The sequence below is a fragment of the Brevundimonas sp. FV1ye7S genome, assembly GCF_058680995.1.
Genome location: NZ_CM178726.1, coordinates 143,148 through 160,775, shown reverse-complemented (window position 1 = coordinate 160,775; position 17,628 = coordinate 143,148). Strand labels below are relative to the sequence as shown.

15 protein-coding genes are annotated in these 17,628 nt (G+C 67.2%); 8 read left to right on the top strand and 7 right to left on the bottom strand.

Annotation, left to right across the window (positions count from 1 at the left end):
* Positions 1 to 183 precede the first annotated feature (183 nt).
* A complete protein-coding gene (locus ACW18C_RS00740) occupies positions 184 to 1,575 on the top strand; it encodes an NAD-dependent succinate-semialdehyde dehydrogenase (RefSeq protein WP_035307661.1) in 1,392 nt (463 codons plus the stop codon).
* Between the two features lie 30 nt (positions 1,576 to 1,605).
* Complete coding sequence (locus tag ACW18C_RS00735; RefSeq protein ID WP_492072240.1) at positions 1,606 to 3,372, top strand: oleate hydratase; 1,767 nt, start codon at positions 1,606 to 1,608, stop codon at positions 3,370 to 3,372.
* A 172-nt stretch (positions 3,373 to 3,544) separates the two neighbouring features.
* Here the strand turns inward: ACW18C_RS00735 and yihA are convergent, their stop codons facing one another.
* From yihA to rpmH, 4 genes are read right to left on the bottom strand one after another with little or no spacing between them, the layout of a single operon-like run.
* Positions 3,545 to 4,198: a ribosome biogenesis GTP-binding protein YihA/YsxC gene (gene yihA / locus ACW18C_RS00730; protein ID WP_492072239.1), complete on the bottom strand. Its 654-nt coding sequence runs from the start codon at positions 4,196 to 4,198 to the stop codon at positions 3,545 to 3,547.
* Positions 4,195 to 5,994, bottom strand: coding sequence for a membrane protein insertase YidC (gene yidC / locus ACW18C_RS00725; protein ID WP_492072237.1), 1,800 nt, complete (start codon positions 5,992 to 5,994; stop codon positions 4,195 to 4,197). Before yidC ends, yihA begins: the two co-directional genes overlap by 4 nt.
* Positions 5,991 to 6,395: a ribonuclease P protein component gene (gene rnpA / locus ACW18C_RS00720; RefSeq protein ID WP_008262129.1), complete on the bottom strand. Its 405-nt coding sequence runs from the start codon at positions 6,393 to 6,395 to the stop codon at positions 5,991 to 5,993. The genes yidC and rnpA overlap by 4 nt, the downstream gene beginning before the upstream one ends.
* A gap of 29 nt (positions 6,396 to 6,424) precedes the next feature.
* Positions 6,425 to 6,559, bottom strand: coding sequence for a 50S ribosomal protein L34 (rpmH, locus tag ACW18C_RS00715; protein ID WP_003164000.1), 135 nt, complete (start codon positions 6,557 to 6,559; stop codon positions 6,425 to 6,427).
* A 126-nt stretch (positions 6,560 to 6,685) separates the two neighbouring features.
* Here rpmH and ACW18C_RS00710 point away from each other — a divergent pair, with 126 nt between their 5' ends.
* Together ACW18C_RS00710 and ACW18C_RS00705 are read left to right on the top strand one after the other, a co-directional pair.
* Complete coding sequence (locus ACW18C_RS00710; protein ID WP_008261615.1) at positions 6,686 to 7,435, top strand: TVP38/TMEM64 family protein; 750 nt, start codon at positions 6,686 to 6,688, stop codon at positions 7,433 to 7,435.
* Positions 7,432 to 8,916, top strand: a complete 1,485-nt coding sequence (locus tag ACW18C_RS00705; RefSeq protein ID WP_492072234.1) for a sensor histidine kinase — start codon at positions 7,432 to 7,434, stop codon at positions 8,914 to 8,916. Before ACW18C_RS00710 ends, ACW18C_RS00705 begins: the two co-directional genes overlap by 4 nt.
* 17 nt (positions 8,917 to 8,933) lie before the next feature.
* Here the strand turns inward: ACW18C_RS00705 and ACW18C_RS00700 are convergent, their stop codons facing one another.
* On the bottom strand, positions 8,934 to 9,197 hold the full coding sequence (locus ACW18C_RS00700) for a hypothetical protein (protein WP_008261527.1): 264 nt from the start codon (positions 9,195 to 9,197) through the stop codon (positions 8,934 to 8,936).
* Between the two features lie 154 nt (positions 9,198 to 9,351).
* Between ACW18C_RS00700 and ACW18C_RS00695 the strand changes: the two genes are divergently transcribed.
* Positions 9,352 to 9,870 (top strand): hypothetical protein, encoded by a 519-nt coding sequence (locus tag ACW18C_RS00695; protein WP_008263711.1) that lies wholly within the window; start codon positions 9,352 to 9,354, stop codon positions 9,868 to 9,870.
* Between the two features lie 10 nt (positions 9,871 to 9,880).
* Here ACW18C_RS00695 and ACW18C_RS00690 read toward each other — a convergent pair whose 3' ends face one another.
* Positions 9,881 to 10,930, bottom strand: coding sequence for a ribonucleotide-diphosphate reductase subunit beta (locus tag ACW18C_RS00690; RefSeq protein WP_492072232.1), 1,050 nt, complete (start codon positions 10,928 to 10,930; stop codon positions 9,881 to 9,883).
* A 710-nt stretch (positions 10,931 to 11,640) separates the two neighbouring features.
* On the opposite strand from ACW18C_RS00690, the gene ACW18C_RS00685 reads away from it, so the two are divergent.
* Positions 11,641 to 14,013: a TonB-dependent receptor plug domain-containing protein gene (locus ACW18C_RS00685; RefSeq protein WP_492072230.1), complete on the top strand. Its 2,373-nt coding sequence runs from the start codon at positions 11,641 to 11,643 to the stop codon at positions 14,011 to 14,013.
* Between the two features lie 6 nt (positions 14,014 to 14,019).
* Here the strand turns inward: ACW18C_RS00685 and ACW18C_RS00680 are convergent, their stop codons facing one another.
* The gene (locus ACW18C_RS00680; protein WP_492072228.1) at positions 14,020 to 16,071 is read right to left on the bottom strand and encodes a response regulator; all 2,052 of its coding nucleotides are present in this window, start codon (positions 16,069 to 16,071) and stop codon (positions 14,020 to 14,022) included.
* A 343-nt stretch (positions 16,072 to 16,414) separates the two neighbouring features.
* Between ACW18C_RS00680 and ACW18C_RS00675 the strand changes: the two genes are divergently transcribed.
* Positions 16,415 to 16,837, top strand: a complete 423-nt coding sequence (locus ACW18C_RS00675; RefSeq protein WP_492072226.1) for a hypothetical protein — start codon at positions 16,415 to 16,417, stop codon at positions 16,835 to 16,837.
* An 80-nt stretch (positions 16,838 to 16,917) separates the two neighbouring features.
* Positions 16,918 to 17,550, top strand: a complete 633-nt coding sequence (locus ACW18C_RS00670; RefSeq protein ID WP_492072224.1) for a hypothetical protein — start codon at positions 16,918 to 16,920, stop codon at positions 17,548 to 17,550.
* Positions 17,551 to 17,628: the final 78 nt, after the last annotated feature.

Sequence of the window (17,628 nt, the reverse complement as noted above, 5' to 3'; positions counted from 1 at the left end):
CGACATCGCGCAAGGCGGGCTTCCGTTATGGCCATCAAGATATCGATCCTGAGCGAGACCCGGAACGGCCAAGGCCGGGCCGTGATGACGCCCCCCGCCGGACCGGCGCAGGTCGGCGATCTCCCTCTCGGCGGCTGACGGTCCCTCCGACACATTTGCATCGCATTGAGAAGAGAACCGATCGTGGCCTATCAAACGACAAATCCATTTACGGGCGAAGTGCTCAAGACCTTCCCCGACGCGACGGACGCGGAGGTGTCTCAAGCGATCGAGCACGCGCACGCCGCGTTCCTGGCCTGGCGCGAAACGGCTTTCACCGAGCGCGCCAGAGTGATGCGGAACGCCGCCAGCCTCCTGCGACAGGACGTCGACGCCTTCGCCGCGATCCTGACCACCGAGATGGGCAAGCTGCTGTCCGAGGCGAAGGCCGAGGTCGAGCTTTCGGCGCAGATTTTCGACTACTACGCCGCCAACGCCGAAAAGCTGCTGGCCGACGAAATCCTGCCCGTCGCCCATCCGGCCGAGGGCGAGGCGCGGGTGACGCACGAACCGCTCGGCGTGCTGCTGTGCATCGAACCCTGGAACTTCCCCTACTATCAGATCGCCCGGATCATCGCGCCGCAACTGTCGGCCGGGAACACCATGCTGCTCAAGCATGCCTCCAACGTCCCCCAGAGCGCCGAGGCTTTCGAGACGCTGATGAAGGCGGCCGGCCTTCCCGAGGGCGCTTTCAAGAACCTGTTCGCCACGCGCTCGCAGATCGAGTTCATCCTCAATGATCCTCGCGTTCAGGGCGTGGCCCTGACCGGTTCGGAAGCCGCCGGATCGGTCGTCGCGGCCCAGGCCGGCAAGGCCTTGAAGAAGTCGACCCTGGAACTGGGGGGCGCGGACGCCTTTGTCGTGCTGGCCGACGCCGATCTTCAGAAGACCGTCGACTGGGCGGTGTTTGGACGCCACTGGAACGGCGGACAGGTCTGCGTGTCGTCCAAACGGATGATCATCGTCGATGAGATCTATGACGCGTTTCTCGACCTTTACCGCCAGGGCGTGGCGGCCTTGGTCGCAGGGGATCCCTTCGACCCCCAGACTACCCTCGCGCCTCTGTCCTCTCAGGGTGCCGCCAATGAGGTGAAGGAAAAGATCGCCGAAGCGGTCAAGCTGGGAGCCAAGGCGGAAGCCGTTGGACCAGCCGCGCCTGACCGGGGCGCCTTCGTGCAGCCGACCATTCTGACCGAAGTCGGTGACGACAACCCGGCGCGGCACTGGGAGTTTTTCGGGCCGGTCTCAATGCTGTTTCGAGCCAAGGACGAGGCCGACGCCATACGTATCGCCAACGACTCCCCGTTCGGGCTCGGCGGCTCGGTCTTTACCAGCGATCCCGCCCATGGCGCCGAGGTCGCCCGGAAGATTTCCACGGGCATGGTGTTCGTCAACCATCCAACCATGGTCAAGGCCGACCTGCCGTTCGGGGGCGTGCGGCGCTCCGGCTATGGGCGCGAACTCATCGGCTTGGGCATCAAGGAATTCGTCAACCACAAGCTTATCGACGTCGTCGACATAGACGCGCCGTTCTAGCGCACTGAGACCACCGGAAAGGACGTCGCCATGTACTACAGCAGCGGAAATTACGAAGCCTTCGCCAGGCCTCGCAAGCCCGAGGGCATAGAGAACAAGACGGCGTTCTTCGTCGGCTCGGGCCTGGCCAGTCTGGCCGGCGCGGCCTTCCTGATCCGCGACGGGCACATGTCCGGCGACAGGATCACCATCCTTGAACGACTGGCGCTGCCGGGTGGCGCGCTGGACGGGATCAAGGATCCGGAGAAGGGTTTCGTGATCCGCGGCGGTCGCGAGATGGAAGAACACTTCGAGTGCCTCTGGGACCTCTATCGCTCGATCCCCTCGCTTGAGGTCGAGGGGGCCAGCGTGCTCGATGAATTCTACTGGCTGGACAAGGACGACCCGAACTTCTCCCTGCAGCGCGCGACCCAGAACCAGGGCCGGCCCATTGAGGATGTCGCTCTCCTCACCCTGAACGACAGGGCGCAGAAGGACCTCATCACCCTCTTCCTGGCGACCCGCGAGGAGATGGAGAACCGGCGCATCAACGAGGTGATGGGCGAGGACTTCCTGAAGAGCAATTTCTGGCTCTACTGGCGCACGATGTTCGCCTTCGAGGAATGGCACTCGGCGCTGGAGATGAAGCTCTATGTCCACCGCTTCATCCACCACATCGGCGGCCTGGCCGATTTCAGCGCCCTGAAGTTCACCCGCCACAACCAGTATGAATCTCTGGTGGAGCCGCTTTACAAGTGGCTGACGGATCACGGCGTCACGTTCCGATACGGCGTGGAGGTCACCGACGTCGACTTCGACATCACGCCCGGGCGTAAACAGGCCACCCGCATCCACTGGCTGCAGGACGGCGCTGTCGGCGGCGTGGATCTTGGCCCCGACGATCTGGTCTTCATGACCATCGGCTCCCTGACCGAGAACTCCGATAATGGCGACCATCACACGCCCGCCCGGCTGAACGAGGGTCCCGCTCCGGCCTGGGATCTCTGGCGCAATATCGCCGCCAAGGACCCCGCCTTCGGTCGCCCGGACGTCTTCGGCGCCCATATCGCCCAGACCAAGTGGGAATCGGCGACGATCACGACGCTGGACCCCCGCATCCCCGCCTACATCCAGAAGATCGCCAAGCGCGACCCCTTCAGCGGCACGGTCGTCACCGGCGGCATCGTCACCGTCAAGGATTCCAGCTGGTTGATGAGCTGGACCGTCAGCCGCCACCCGCACTTCAAGCAACAGCCGAAAGACCAGGTGGTCATCTGGGTCTATTCGCTGTTCGTCGACACCCCCGGGGATTTCGTCAAGAAGCCGATGCAGGACTGCACGGGCGAGGAAATCACCCAGGAATTGCTCTATCACCTCGGCGTGCCTGTCGAGGACATCGCGGAACTGGCCGCGACAGGCGCCAGGGCCGTGCCGGTGATGATGCCCTACATCACGGCCTTCTTCATGCCGCGGCAGGCGGGGGATCGTCCGGACGTCGTGCCCCAGGGCGCGGTCAATTTCGCCTTCATCGGACAGTTCGCCGAGTCGGCCGAGCGCGACTGCATCTTCACCACCGAATATTCGGTGCGCACGCCGATGGAGGCTGTCTATACGCTGCTGAATGTGGAGCGCGGCGTTCCCGAGGTCTTCAACTCGACCTATGACGTGCGCAAGCTGCTGGCCGCCGTCGGGCACGTTCGTGACGGCAAGGCCCTCGATATTCCCGGGCCGGCGTTCATCCGCGATTTTCTGCTGAAGAGGATCGACGCCACCGAGGTCGGCGAGCTTCTTCGGGACGCGCATCTGATTTCACAGTGAGGCAGGCCCCGGCCTCGCCCCTGGCGTCGCGCCAGGGGCGAGGCTTGCGATCGCCGACATGAATATCCGCCTGGGGTCTTGCGCAGCCCTCGGCGCAGGCGCCGACGCCGGACTTTTCACCGCCTGGCCTTGCCGATCCCGGTGGATTGCCGCCAGAGGATGACGACCGGCGTCAGTCGATCGTCGCGCCGGTGGTGCGCATGATCTCGGCGCGCAGTTCGGGCAGGCCCAGGCCCTTTTCCGACGAGGTCAGGGCCACGACCGGGAAGGCGGCGGGGCGTTTGGAGATGGCCTTCAGCGTGGCTTCCTGAACGGCCTCGCCTTCGCCCTTCTTCAGCTTGTCGGCCTTGGTCAGGACGATCTGATAGCTGACGGCGGCGAGGTCCAGGGCGTCCAGCGCCTCCGAATCCACGCTCTTCAGGCCGTGGCGGCTGTCGATCAGCAGATAGACCCGCTTCAGCGTCACCCGCCCGCGCAGATAGTCGCGACCCAGGTCCTGGAACTTGCGCACCGTCGTCTTGGAGGCCTTGGCCCAGCCGTAGCCGGGCAGGTCGACCAGACGCATCCGGCCGTCCAGGTCGAAGAAGTTGACCTCGCGCGTCCGCCCCGGCTCGTTCGAGGCGCGGGCCAGCTTGTGCATGCCGACCAGGCCGTTGATCAGGCTGGACTTGCCGACGTTCGAGCGGCCGGCGAAGGCGATCTCGGGCAGGTCGGGATCGGGCAGTTGCTCGATCTTGGCGGCGCCCATGATGAAGGTCGCCGGCCGCGCGAACAGGATCCGCGCGGCCTCGATGTCCTCAGGGGTGAACTCGGTTTCGTCGATCACGCGGCCTTCGTCTTCCGGATGCGCGCGATGAAGTCGTCGATCGGGTTCTCGGCCTTGTAGCGGTGCATGATGTAATACTGCTGCAGGATGGTCAGGATGTTCGACCAGGCCCAGTAGACCAGCAGGCCGGCCGCGAACGGGGCCATGATGAAGGTGAAGACCAGCGGCATGAACTGGAAGATCTGGCGCTGGACCGGATCGGCCGCCGGCGGGTTCATCGCCGTCTGCAGCCACATGGTCAGACCATAGGCCACCGCCAGCAGACCGATGCCCAGCGGTCCGACCAGCAGCCCGCCCAGCAGGGGCAGGGTCGCCGGATTCCAGGGGATCAGACCGAACAGGTTCCACACCACCGAGGGGTCACGCGCCGACAGGTCGTGAATGAAGCCCAGGAAGGGCTGGTGACGCATTTCGATGGTGACGGTCAGCACCTTGTACAGGGCGTAGAAGACCGGGATCTGCAGCACGAGGGGAAGACAGCCGGCGACCGGATTGATCTTCTCCTTCTGGTACAGGGCCATCGTCTCCTGCTGCTGCTTCTGCGGGTCGTCTTTGAACTTCTTCTTGATCTCCTCCATCTTGGGCTGGAGGTTCCGCATCTTGGACATGCTGGCGTAGGCGTTGTTGGCCAGCGGGAACATCACCAGCTTGACGATGACGGTCAGGGCCAGGATGGCGACGCCGAAGCTGCCGACCAGGCCATAGACGTTCTCCAGGATCCAGAAGATCGGGCGCGTCAGGAACCAGAACATGCCCCAGTCGATCGCATAGACGAAACGCGGCAGGTGCAGGGTCTCTTCATAGGTCTTCAGCACCTCGGCCCGCTTGACGCCGGCGAACAGGCGCTGGGTCTCGGTCGCGGTTCCGCCGGGCTGGATGGTGCGGGCCGCGCCCAGGATATTGGCTTCCAGCTGCTGGCCGCCGTTGACGTCGCGGACGCGGAATTCGGTCTCGACCGCCTCGTTCTGCTGGGGCAGCAGGGCCGCCAGCCAGTATTTGTCGGTGATGCCCAGCCAGCCGCCGGTCGAGGCGTTCTCGATGCGGGGCTCCTTCAGCCAGTCCTTGTACTTCTTCTGCTCGGTCCGATAGTCGCCCGGCTTGCCGAAGGTGCCGATGGCGCCCTCGTGGACGATATGGGACGAACCGGCCAGCGGCGGCACGCCCTGGCGCTGGACGCTGCCGTAGGGGGCGATGGTGATGGACTGGGTTCCCAGGTTCTGGACCGTGTCCAGGATCGAGAAGACATAGCGATCATCGACCGACACCAGGCGGGTGAAGCGCAGGCCCTGGCCGTTGTCCCAGGTCAGGGTGACGGGCGTCGTCGGGGTCAGGGTCGAACCGGCGGTCAGGCGCCAGACGGTGTTGGGTCCGGGAACCCCGCCGACCACATTGGGGCCGGTCCAGCCGAACTGGGCGAAATAGGCGTTCTGCATGCCCTGGGGGCGGAACAGTTCGACCGGCTCAGGCTTGTCCTGCGTCTCCTTGTAGTCGGTCAGGAACAGGTCGTCGATGCGGCCGCCCTGCAAGGACAGCGACCCCTTCAACGTGCCGGACTGGATCGGCACGCGCGCGGCCGTGCTCAGCGCCTGGCTGCGGTCGGTCACGAAGGTCGGCCCCTGCGGGCTCAGCGCCGTGCGGGCGGCGTTCTCGGCCGTCTGGGACTGTTCGGCCTGGGCCTGCTGCTGGACGGCGCGGCGTTCGGCCTGCGGACGCAGCACGGTGAACCAGTAAATTCCCAGGATCAGGGCCGAGCACACGATGAAGATGATCGTGTTGCGCGAGTTCTCGTTTGTCATGGATTCGGGCGGTCCTGGCCGGAGGGGGCGCGGGCGGGCGAAGGCCGATCAGCCTTCGGTGTCGCCAGCCTTGTAAGCGTCGATTTCACGTCGTCAAGCAGACGGTCCCACGCGCGCTCGGTCGTGCCCATGCGGGCGATGAAGACATAGTCGCTCCCGGGCAGGCCATGAACGGGCAACATGGCCCGCGCCGCCTCGCGCAGACGGCGTTTGGCGCGGTTGCGCACCACGGCGCCGCCGATCTTGCGGGTGGCGGTGAAACCCACGCCGATATGCGGCGATCCGTCGCCGCGTTCCAGCCTCTGGATCACCACGCCGCCGCGCGCCTCGGAAACGCCTTTGGCGGCCGCCAGGAACTGGGGCCGCCGCAACAGACGTTTGATCTGTAAAGGGTCGCTCATGCGTCCTTGGCTCCGGACGCGAGAGCCGCTTACGCCGTCAGGCGCTTGCGGCCCTTGGCGCGACGGCGCGCAACAATCTTCTGGCCGTTCTTGGTGGCCATCCGGCTGCGGAAGCCGTGACGGCGCTTGCGCACGAGTCGCGACGGCTGATAGGTCCGCTTCACGGTCGGCTCCTGACGTTAAAAGGTTGGGCGGCGGGGCAAGAGGCGTCCGTCGCAGGAAGGGCGGGCGTATAAGTCGCATGACCGCGCGAGTCAACGCTCGGACGGCAATTCGGGAATGAAGAGCGTATGGCGAAACGAACGGCGAAGGACTGGGCCCTGCGGTTGGCGCCGCTGGCGGTCATCGCCGGCCTGGTGGTCGTTTTCTTCGCCCTGGGCTGGAACCGCTATCTGTCGATGGATCTGATCCGCGAGCACGGGCTGAACCTTCGGGCCTATGCCCAGGCCCATTGGTGGATCGCCCTGGCCGCCTTCGTCGCCGTCTACGCCGTGGCCACCGCCTCGACCATTCCCGGCCCGGTCTTCCTGACCCTGCTGGGCGGGATGATGTTCGGCCCCTATGTGGGCGCCCTGGCCCAGGCGAGCGGGGCCACCATAGGCTCGGTCGTCATCTATTCCGTCTATCGCACCTCGATCGGCACCTGGCTGCGCGCCAAGTTCGAGGCCGACGCCGGCTTCATGGATCGGGTGGCCAAGGGCATCGACCGCAACGCCTTCACCACCCTGTTCACCCTGCGCGTGATCCCCAGCGTGCCCTTCGTCCTGGTCAACGCCACGGCGGGCATGATGGCCGTGCCGCTGCGGCCCTATGTGATCGCCACCTTCATCGGCCTGCTGCCGTCGACCTTCATCTACACCTGGATCGGATCGCAACTGGGCGGCCTGCTGCGGGCCGGGGTGCGCCCGGACCTGCCGATGCTGCTTCACCAGTTCTTCTGGCCGCTGATGGGGGTGGCCTTCCTGTCCCTGCTGTTGCCCATCGGCATCAAACTGATCCAGATGGTCCGCGCCCGACGTGCGGAGACCGCCCCGACATGAGCCCCCTGTTCGACAAGGCGGCGACGGTGCTGAAACTGTCGCCCGAGGCGGTGGAGACCTGGCGCGAGCGCTTGCGGCCCCGCGCGCCGGACGGCCTGTCGGCGCGGCTGCTGCTGCTGACCGTGGCCTTCACCCTGGCGGTCGAGGCCCTGATCATGGGGCCCAACCTGTCCGCCTTCCACGAACGCTGGCTGCGTGACCGGCTGCAGGCGGCCGAACTGGCCTCGGTCGGGGTCGAGGCCCTGCCCTATAGCGCGGTCGAGGACGACACGGCGGCCGAGCTGATGCGGATCGGCGGCGTCCAGGCCGTGGCCCTGACCGAACAGGGGGTGCGGCGGCTGCTGCTCCAGGCCCCCAATCTGCCGCGGGCCCCCGAACTGATCGACCTGCGCCAGCAGAACAGCTGGGCGCGGCTGACCGACCCCTGGCGCACCCTGTTCGGCCATCCGGACCGGTCGCTGCGGGTCCAGGCCAAGCCGCGCTATCGCTCGGGCGACTTCATCGAGATCGTCACCCCGGCCCAGCCGTTGAAGCTGGAACTGAAATCCTTCCTGCTGAACAGTCTTCTGGTGTCGCTGCTGGTGTCGGTGACGGCGGGCGCCCTGCTGTATGGCGGCCTGGCCCTGCTGGTGCTGCGCCCCCTGCGGCGCGTCACCCGATCAATGGAGCGGTTCGCCGCCGATCCCGAGAGCGAGGCCGAGCCCCCCTCCGACCGGCATGACGAGATCGGCCGGGTCGAGCGCGAACTGTCGCGGATGCAGGAGGAGGTGCGTCAGTCCCTGCGCTCGCGCGCCCGTCTGGTCGCCCTGGGCGAGGCGGTGGCCAAGATCAACCACGACCTGCGCAACATGCTGACCTCGGCCCAGATGGCCTCGGAGCGGCTGGCCACCTCGGCCGACCCCCAGGTGGCCAAGGCCCTGCCCCGGCTGGAGCGGGCGCTGAGCCGCGCCGCCGGTTTGTCGCGCAATGTGCTGGAGTATGGCCGCAGCGAGGAGCCGGCGCCGCAGAAGACCCGTGTGGTCCTGACCAAGGCCCTGACCGTGGCGGCCGAGGACGCGGGGCTGGAGCCGGACGGCGTGCGGCTGGTCAAGCAACTGCCCGCCCGGTTCGCGGTCGAGGCCGACCCGGACCAGCTCTATCGCATACTGGTCAATCTGATGCGCAACGCCCGCCAGGCCATCGAGGCCGACGGGGGACGTCCGCCGGAGCGGCGCGGCCGGGGGGCCGTCACCGTCAGCGCCTTCGGCGAGGACGGGGTCTGCGTGGTCCGCATCGCCGATGACGGGCCGGGCATTCCGCCGCGTCTGGCCGAGCGTCTGTTCGAACCCTTCGTCAGCTCCAAGAGTTCGGACGGATCGGGCCTGGGCCTGACCATATCGCGCGAACTGGCGGCCCTGCACGGCGGCGACCTGAGGCTGGTCCCCGGCGAAGGCGCCAATGAGGGAAGCGGCGCCGTGTTCGAGCTGCGCCTGCCCGCCTAGAGCTTCAGATCCGGCGCCTATTCCAGACCGTCGTCCGAGACGATGAAGGCGCGGTTCGCCGCCTTGGCCTGGGCCGCCAGTTCATCCTGCACCAGATGCCAGCGCCGCAGCCGTTCATAGTCGATGGCGTGCTCGGGCGAGGCGTCCAGCCAGTGGCGGAAATCCTCGATCTGCAGCCGCGCGTTCGGCGCGGCCGGATCGGGCAGGGCGGGTACGTTCGGCAGTTGACGCGCGACGTCGGCGGGGATCGGATAGTCTCCGGACGAGGTGCTTAGGATCATGAGGTCTGCTCGGTGTCGGGCTGGGCGATCGGAACGACCGCGACCATGACGTGAAGCGGCGCCGCGCGCCACCTTTTCGTCACGACCGCGTTATTGCGGATCGACGCCGTTACGGCGAAGGTCGGGCGACGAGCCTTGAGCGAAGGATAGCTGCATGACCATCCGAATGTCCCTGTTCGGCGCCCTGCTGGCGACGATCGCCCTGACCGGCGCGGCTCAGGCCCGGACGGCGCCGCAGACGGCCCCGGATCCCTATAGCGCGCCGGACCCCTATCGCGATCAGCGCGCCCTGCCCGACTCCAATGACCCCGCCGCGCGCGAGGCGCTGCTGCGGGCGAAGGGCGAAGCCTACCACCGGGCTGAGGATTCCAGGCAGACCGAGGAAGAATTGCGCCTCACCCGAGCGCTGAACGACGAGATCGCCGCCCAGAACGCCCTGGCCGACAAGGCGGACGAGGCCGCCCGGCTGGACTATGACGCCGCCGTGGCCCGTCATCAGATCGAGGTGCGTCAGGCCGAGGAACAGGCGCGAGCCGCCGCCGAGGCGACCCGCGCGGCCCAGGACCAGTACGACCGCGACTATGCGGCCTGGCGCGAGCAGGTGCGGCTGTGCCAGTCGGGTTTCCGCGAGGCCTGCACGGCCCGACCCGCCTGGGTCAGGCCGCAGCCGTAACCAACAGGGCTCAGCCCGCGACCAGGCTCATGTCGCGGCGGGCCATCATCCGGTCGAACTCGGTCCAGACGCCGTCCGAACCGTGCCAATTGCCCTGCGTCGCGGCCTTCGAATATTCGGTGGCGCGCGCCTCGAAGAAGTTGGCGTGTTCGACGCCCGACAGCAGGGACTGCAGCCAGGGCAGCGGGTTTTCCTTGACCCCATAGACTTCCGGCAGCTTCAGCTGGCGCAGGCGCCAGTCGGCGATGAAGCGGATGTACTGTTTGATGTCCTCGGGCGTCATGCCCTGGACCGAGCCCATTTCGAAGGCCAGGTCGATGAACCTGTCCTCCATGTTCACCACGGTCTTGCAGCAGTCGACGATGTCGTCGGCCACGGCCTTGGTGACGGCCCCCGTCTCCTTGTTGAAGGCGTGGTACAGCTTGATGATGCCCTCGCAGTGCAGGCTCTCGTCGCGCACCGACCAGGACACGATCTGGCCCATGCCCTTCATCTTGTTCTGGCGCGGGAAGTTCATCAGCATGGCGAAGCTGGCGAACAGCTGAACCCCTTCCGAGAAGCCGCCGAACATGGCGAGCGTCCGGCAGATGTCGGCGTCTGAATCCACGCCGAACTGGCCCATATAGTCGTGCTTGTCCCGCATGGCCTCATATTCCATGAAGGCGCCGAACTCGCTCTCGGGCATGCCGATGGTTTCGAGCAGCAGGGCGTAGGCCGCGATATGGATGGTCTCCATATTGCCGAAGGCGGCCAGCATCATCTTGATCTCGGTCGGTTTGAACACCCGACCGTAGCGTTCCATGTAGTTGTCCTGGACCTCGATGTCCGCCTGGGTGAAGAAGCGGAAGATCTGGGTCAGCAGATTGCGTTCGTTGTCGTTCAGGGTCGAGGCCCAGTCCTTGACGTCCTCGCCCAGCGGCACCTCTTCCGGCATCCAGTGGACCTGCTGCTGCTTCTTCCACATGTCGAACGCCCACGGATAGCGGAACGGCTTGTAGGCGGCGGAGGGGGTCAGAAGACCGGCGCGGTCGGCGCGGATGATCGGGGGGGTGGCGTTCATCGAACTGGACCTGAAAAGAGCGATTCCGGAGAGGGGCTCACCATGCGACTCGGCGTGCCCGGCGCCAAGTCGGAAATCACCTATTTGGTGATCACAAATTGTCCTACCCGCTACATCTTGTGGTTTGGATTGAGGAAACTGGGGACGGGCCTGGGGATGGTCCGCCGACCGTCCATGCCGGCGAACGCAGCGGCGTCTCGTAAAAACAGTCGCGCTCTCGCTCACCTCCCTGTCCGCGAAGGCGGACGGGGAGGACCGGCGGGAGCGTCAGCGAACGCCAGGTGGGGGCGACTGGGTGTCTGACGCTCTTGAGGTCATCGTCGCCGTCGGAGTCGCCCCCTCCTGGTCGCAAGCGCGACCTGTCCTCCCCACGCGCCTTCGCGCGCGGAGAGGTGAGCCGGCCTTTACCTGCTCATCGTGAAGACAATAGATTTTCTGCACCATGCCCTCAGCAAACATGGCCCCTCCCGCGCATTGACCCGCCGCATCTTCGCCCTGATATGGCCATGACCGCGAGGCGCTCCCCCTGACCGCGCGGTCGGAGACGACGATGTCCAAAGTCCTGACACAGGCAGGCCCTTATCGGCGCGGCGGACGATGTAGCGGCTGAAGCCGCCCGATCCGTCAGATCCACCCTCTAGGCCGGACGTCGAAGACGCCGGTTCCGCGCGCCCGTGCGTGCCAAGAAACAATCATCAGGAAATCTCTCAATGCGCACCGCCTTCCGAGCCGCCTCTCCGGCTCTTCTTGCAACCGTCTCCGCCGTCGCCCTGCTGAGCGCCGCGCCCGCCTTCGCCCAGGACGCCGCCGCAGATGAGGCCGCGACCGTGGACGAGATCGTCGTCACCGGCACCCGCGTGGCCAATCGCTCGCGTCTCGACACCCTGGCCCCCGTCGACGTGGTCACGGCCCAGAGCCTGCAGAACCGGGGCACGACCGAGTTCGCGACGGCCCTGGCCCAGTCGGTGCCGTCCCTGACCTTCCCGCGGCCCTCGGCCAACGACGGCAGCGACTCGATCCGCCCGGCGACCCTGCGCGGCCTGTCGCCCGACCAGACCCTGGTCCTGGTCAACGGCGCGCGCCGCCACGCCTCGGCCCTGGTCAACACCAACGGCGTCGTCGGCCGGGGCTCGGCCGCCGTGGATCTGAACGCCATTCCGACCGCGGCCCTGGACCGGGTCGAGGTGCTGCGCGACGGGGCCTCGGCCCAGTACGGCTCGGACGCCATCGCCGGGGTGATGAACCTGCGGCTGAAGGCGGCCTCCAGCGGCGGCGGCGCCAGCGTCACCTATGGCCAGTATCTGACCACGGTGAAGACCGCGCGCGGCGAGCGCGACGAGGAGGACGGCGCCACCACCACCGCCTCGGCCTGGCAGGGGTTCGCCCTGGGCGACGACGGCTTCCTGACCCTGTCGGCGGAATATCTGAACCGTGAGTCGACCAACCGCTCGGACTATGATCCCCGCGCGGCCGCCAACGGCGCGGTCACCGCCCGGTTCGGCGACCCGGACGTCGAGCAGTGGACCGTCTTCGCCAACGCCGGCAAGGGTCTGGGGAACGGCTGGGAGGCCTATGGCTGGGCCGGCTATCAGGACCGCGACAGCTCCGGCGCCGCCTTCCCGCGCCTGTCGGACAACGTCAACAATGTCACGGCCGTCTATCCGAACGGCTTCCTGCCCAAGGTGGCGGTCAATTCGCAGGACGCGTCGCTGGCCGGCGGCCTGCGCGGCGTCATCGCCGGATGGGACGCCGACGTCAGCCTGGTCTATGGCCGCAACGCGCTCGATTTCCGCACCGAGGATTCGCTGAACTCGACCTATGGCGCCGCCTCGCTGACCAGTTTCGATTCCGGCAGCCTGATCTATGACCAGCTGGTGCTGGGCGCCGACTTCAGCCGGCAGTTCGAGGCGGGTCTGGCGGGCGGGCCGCTGAGCCTGGCCTGGGGTCTGGAGCAGCGCTGGGAGAATTATCAGATCGAGGCGGGCCAGCCCGAGAGCTACAACCGCGGGCCGCTGGGGTCGAACACCGCCCTGTCGGGCGGGGCCCAGGGCTTCCCCGGCTTCCAGCCGTCGAACGAAGTGGACGTGGATCGCGACAACTTCGCCGCCTACGCCGACATCGAACTGCCGATCACCGACAAGCTGACGGTCGCCGGCGCCGTGCGGTTCGAGGACTATTCCGACTTCGGCGACACCCAGACGGGCAAGCTGTCGGGCCGGTATGACTTCACGCCCAACTTCGCCCTGCGCGGCTCGGTCTCGACCGGCTTCCGCGCCCCGTCGCTGCAACAGTCCTATTTCACCTCGACCTCGTCGGTGATCCAGGACGGGGCGGTGGTGGAGACCGGCACCTTCCCGTCGGTCAGCCCGGTGGGGACGGCCCTGGGCGGGCGGCCGCTGAAGCCCGAGACCTCGACCAATACTTCGCTGGGCGCCGTGGTGCGGCTGGGGGCCTTCGACCTGACGGTGGACGCCTACAAGATCGAGATCGAGGACCAGATCGTCCTGTCCGAGCTGATCCGCGACCCCGCCCTGCTGACCCCGCTGGGGGTCCAGGCGGCGCGCTTCTTCCTGAACGGGGTTTCGACCACGACGGAAGGGGTGGATGTGGTGGGCCGCTATCGCCTGCCGACCGAGACCGTCGGCGATTTCGACTTCACCGTGGCGGCCAATTTCAACGACGTGTCGCTGGACACCGACCTGGCGCCCGGCCTGTTCGGTCGCCAGCGCATCCTGACCGTCGAGGAGGGCACGCCGGACGTGAAGGTCTCGGCCGGCGCCGACTGGCGGCTGCAGAAATGGGGCGCCAGCCTGCGGGCCACCTATTACGGCGACGTGCTGCAACCGGGGTCGGTCGCGGCGAACGACTATCGCACGGGTGAGAAGACGGTGATCGATCTGGAGGGCCGGTATCAGCTGACCGACCGGGTCGGGCTGGCGGTCGGGGCGGACAATCTATTCGACGAATATCCCGACGCGACCCCGGCCTCGCTGAACTCGAACGGGGTGCTGGGCTATCCCTACAACTCGCCGTTCGGCTTCAACGGGCGGTTCGTCTATGCGCGGGTCAACCTGACCTGGTAGGCGGCTTTATGCAGCTCGGACGTCGTCGATCCTGTGTTCGGCGGCGTCCATGGCCTGGTCCATGGCGGCGTAGAGCCGGGCCTGGGTGACGGGCTTGGCCACATGAGCGTCCATGCCGGCGGACAGGCAGCGCGCCACGTCCTCGGGCATGGCCTCGGCGGTCACGGCCAGGATGGCGGTTCCGGCCGCCGGCCCCTCCAGCGCGCGTATGGCCCGGGTGGCGGCGACGCCGTCCATCACCGGCATGCGGATGTCCATCAGCACCAGATCGAAATCGCCCGTCCGCACGGCCTCGACCGCCTCGCGCCCGTCGCAGGCCTCGGCGGTCTCGCAATCGACGGCTTGCAGCATGATCCGCAGCAGATCGCGGTTGGCGGGATGGTCATCGACGACCAGGACCCGCATGCGTCGCTCCTCCAGCGGCGGCGTCTCGACCGCAGGGGCGGCCGCGGCCGCCACGGCCTTGGCCGGGATTTCCACCGTGAATGTCGTCCCCCTGTGGGGCGTGCTTTCGACGGTCACGGTTCCGCCCAGCCGGTCGATGTGGTTCTTGGCCAGGGCCAGACCGACGCCGGCCCCCTCATGAGCGCGGCTGGTGGTGGCGTCCGCCTGTTCGAACAGGCTGAATATTCCGGCGAGAACCTCCTCGGTCATGCCGCAACCGGTGTCATTGATCGCGAAACGCAGTCGGTCGCCCACCCGCTCCACCCCGATGCGCACCCCGCCCTTGCCGGTGAACTTCACGGCGTTGCTGCCCAGGTGGTGCAGAATCTGACGCAGGCGTCGCCCGTCGGTCAGGACCAGCCCCTCCGTACCGGGAGCGAAGCCTACAGCGAAGTTCAGGCCCCGGACGGCGGCCCATTCGCGCGCCGGCCCGACGGCCTCGTCGATCAGGGTGGAGAGGTCCTCCGGCTTCAGGTCGAGCGCAGAACAGCCGTTCGACACCTCCAGCAAATCCTCGATCAGGCGCAGCATGGCCTCGCCGCACTGATGCACGGCCTCGACCTGACGTCGGCCCTCGGCGTCCAGTTCGGGATGTCGCGACAGCAGATCCGCATAGCCGGTGATCCCGGTCAGGGGCGTGCGCATCTCGTGGCTCATCATGGCCAGGAACCGGGACTTGGCCGCGTCCGCCTGTTCAGCGCGTTTCAAGGCGGCCAAGGCGGCTTCGGTGCGGACGTTCAGGCGGGCGACCAGACGACGCCGTTCGGTCGACAGGGCGGTGATCGGCAGGGCCGTGATCACCACGGTCAGGAGAAACAGATGAAGCACGTTCATCTGCCGCATGACGGCGGGCACGCCCTCCAGAGCCGGGTCGAAGGCCAGCCGGGTCAGAATCACGGGTCCATGGCCGGTGACGGTGGCGCCGGCCCCGATGACCGAGACCAGGATCACCGCCCCCGCCGTCCACGGCGGAGACAGGCGGAAGGCCAGCAGGATCAACGGCGGGAAGATGATGAACAGAATGGGCGCCTGATTCTGACCGAAGGCCCACAGGGCTGCAACGGCCACCAGGCTCATCAGAATGACGAACTCGGAGCGCGACGCCAGGGCGTCCTTGCGGAAGCGGTGATTGCGCGCGACCAGCAACAGGGTCGGCGCGACGATCATCATCGCCAGCAGCTCCATGTCGAACAGGTGGCGCATGCGGAAGCCGAGGCTTTCCAGCGGCGGCCGCCCGGCGATGACCGCGATCAGGCCCGCCAGCAGGGTGGTCACGGCGACGGCCGGAACCGCTGCCCCGACAGCGAACCGGAACAGACGAAGCGGACGCCGCATATCGAGGGCCGCCCCGCAAAGGCGACGCGCCAGCAGGGTCGCGATCCCCACCTGCAGCAGGTTCAGGGCGACATTGGTCACCGCGAACAGGAGGATGTCGCCCCGAATGATATTGCTGGCCAGATTGATCAGGACGCAGCCGACCATGACCCCCATGGCCTTGTCCCGGCGCAATTGCAGCACCGCCGCCAGCAGTATGGCGTTGGCGGGCCACATCACGGTGGCGTGCAGGGCCGCGATGCTCCACTGGCCCAGCAACTGACTGGCGATGAACAGCAATACGTAGAGCCAGGGCGGCGGGCCTGCCTCCCGACCGGCGTCATGGCGGAAAAACCGCCAGCGCCCACGCCCCAGACTCGATCTGCTCCGACCCATACCAGCAGGCTGGGCCAAAGCCCTTAGAATTCCGTTCTTTAAAATCTAGGTAGAATTGCGCACCCGGAGGATATCAACAAGTAACGGCCAAGGTTCAGGCGTTTTCAGAGATCCGCCCCCTCTTTCCCCAGTTGCAGTTCGGCGGCGGCAAGCCTTATCGTGTTCTGGGTCTGGCGCGGAAACGGCTTGCCGGCGCCCTTGTCGGAACAATTGTGCGGCGACCTGCCGCCTTCGGAGCGTCCAGATCATGCGTCTACTGTCTTCCGTCGCGGCCATCGCCGTCCTGACCTTGGCTGCGCCTGTCCTGGCGTCTCCGGCCGTCGCGCAGCAGGCCGCGCCCGCCGCAGCGCCGGATGAGGAAGCCGGCAGTCCCGACGAGGCCGCCTTCGAGGCCCGCGCCGAGGCCTTCGGCAAGAGCATGGAAGCCATGTCCGCCGAGATGGAGGCCGCCGCGACCCAAGCGGACAAGGCCAAGGCCGCGACCGACCTCGCGGCCATCCAGGCGCGTTACGATTCGGAGGCCGCGTCCTTCGCCGCCGAGGTTCAGACCTTCGCCCTCGCCCAGGGCGCGCCGGCCGAACAGGTCGCTGCGGCTGTGGAGCGGATCAAGTCCGTTCCGGCCATGGTCCGCGCCGAGATCGCCGCGAAGACCGCCCCTGCGCCGCAGTAGCGCCGCGTCTTACCGCGATTTCACTTGAGGCGGGCCGGCCTTGGGCGGAGTTTGCACGGGTCATCAACGGGGAAGCTCCCATGATCCGCGCGCTCAGCCTGACGGCCGCCCTGGCCCTTCTGCCCCTCTCCTCGGCGCTCGCCCAGAATGCGGCGTCCAAGAATGCGGCGTCCCAGGCGGCGCCGGCCCGGGGCGTGGCTCACGATCCCGACTCCGCCGAAGCGCGGCTCGAAGCCGCCGCCGACGCCTTTGAGGCGCGGATGGAGGCTTTCGGCAAACGGGCCGAGGCCATTTCCGAAGACCCGAATCTGAGCGAGAGCGCCCGCGGCCAGAGCATCGCCGCCCTCTGGTCCGCCTATGCGCCGGACGTCGCCGCCTTCACCGCCGAAGCCACCCGACACGCGTCCGAACTGGCCGCCGAGGCGTTGAAGGACATCGACGTCGACGCCCTGGTCGAAGACGCCCTGAACGACCCCGAGGTCAAACGCGCGATGGAAGAGGGGATGCAACAGGGCGTCGCCGCCGGAACCGGCATCGCCCGCAACAGCGCCTGGACCAATCCCGATCCCGAACAGATGGTGACCTATGGTCTGATCGCCCAGTACGCGATGGACCAGGCGGCGGACGCCGTGGTCGCGGAGGAGGAGGCGGAGGATGTGGCGCCCATCGCGCCGCCTGAACCGCCGCAAGCTCCCCAGCCGCCGGCGACCTGACCCGGTTTCGCCGTCCGCGTCTGATGAAGGCGTCGCCCGGCCTTGACCGCCGCCGCCATTACAGCGACATCGCGCCGC

Excerpts from the sequence above, each read along its gene's own strand:
- ACW18C_RS00690 (WP_492072232.1), bottom strand. The coding sequence starts at position 10,930 with ATGAACGCCACCCCCCCGATCATCCGCGCCGACCGCGCCGGTCTTCTG.
- ACW18C_RS00685 (WP_492072230.1), top strand. The coding sequence starts at position 11,641 with ATGCGCACCGCCTTCCGAGCCGCCTCTCCGGCTCTTCTTGCAACCGTC.
- ACW18C_RS00705 (WP_492072234.1), top strand. The coding sequence starts at position 7,432 with ATGAGCCCCCTGTTCGACAAGGCGGCGACGGTGCTGAAACTGTCGCCC.
- ACW18C_RS00710 (WP_008261615.1), top strand. The coding sequence starts at position 6,686 with ATGGCGAAACGAACGGCGAAGGACTGGGCCCTGCGGTTGGCGCCGCTG.
- rnpA (WP_008262129.1), bottom strand. The coding sequence starts at position 6,395 with ATGAGCGACCCTTTACAGATCAAACGTCTGTTGCGGCGGCCCCAGTTC.
- ACW18C_RS00700 (WP_008261527.1), bottom strand. The coding sequence starts at position 9,197 with ATGATCCTAAGCACCTCGTCCGGAGACTATCCGATCCCCGCCGACGTC.
- ACW18C_RS00670 (WP_492072224.1), top strand. The coding sequence starts at position 16,918 with ATGATCCGCGCGCTCAGCCTGACGGCCGCCCTGGCCCTTCTGCCCCTC.
- ACW18C_RS00735 (WP_492072240.1), top strand. The coding sequence starts at position 1,606 with ATGTACTACAGCAGCGGAAATTACGAAGCCTTCGCCAGGCCTCGCAAG.
- yidC (WP_492072237.1), bottom strand. The coding sequence starts at position 5,994 with ATGACAAACGAGAACTCGCGCAACACGATCATCTTCATCGTGTGCTCG.
- ACW18C_RS00675 (WP_492072226.1), top strand. The coding sequence starts at position 16,415 with ATGCGTCTACTGTCTTCCGTCGCGGCCATCGCCGTCCTGACCTTGGCT.
- ACW18C_RS00695 (WP_008263711.1), top strand. The coding sequence starts at position 9,352 with ATGACCATCCGAATGTCCCTGTTCGGCGCCCTGCTGGCGACGATCGCC.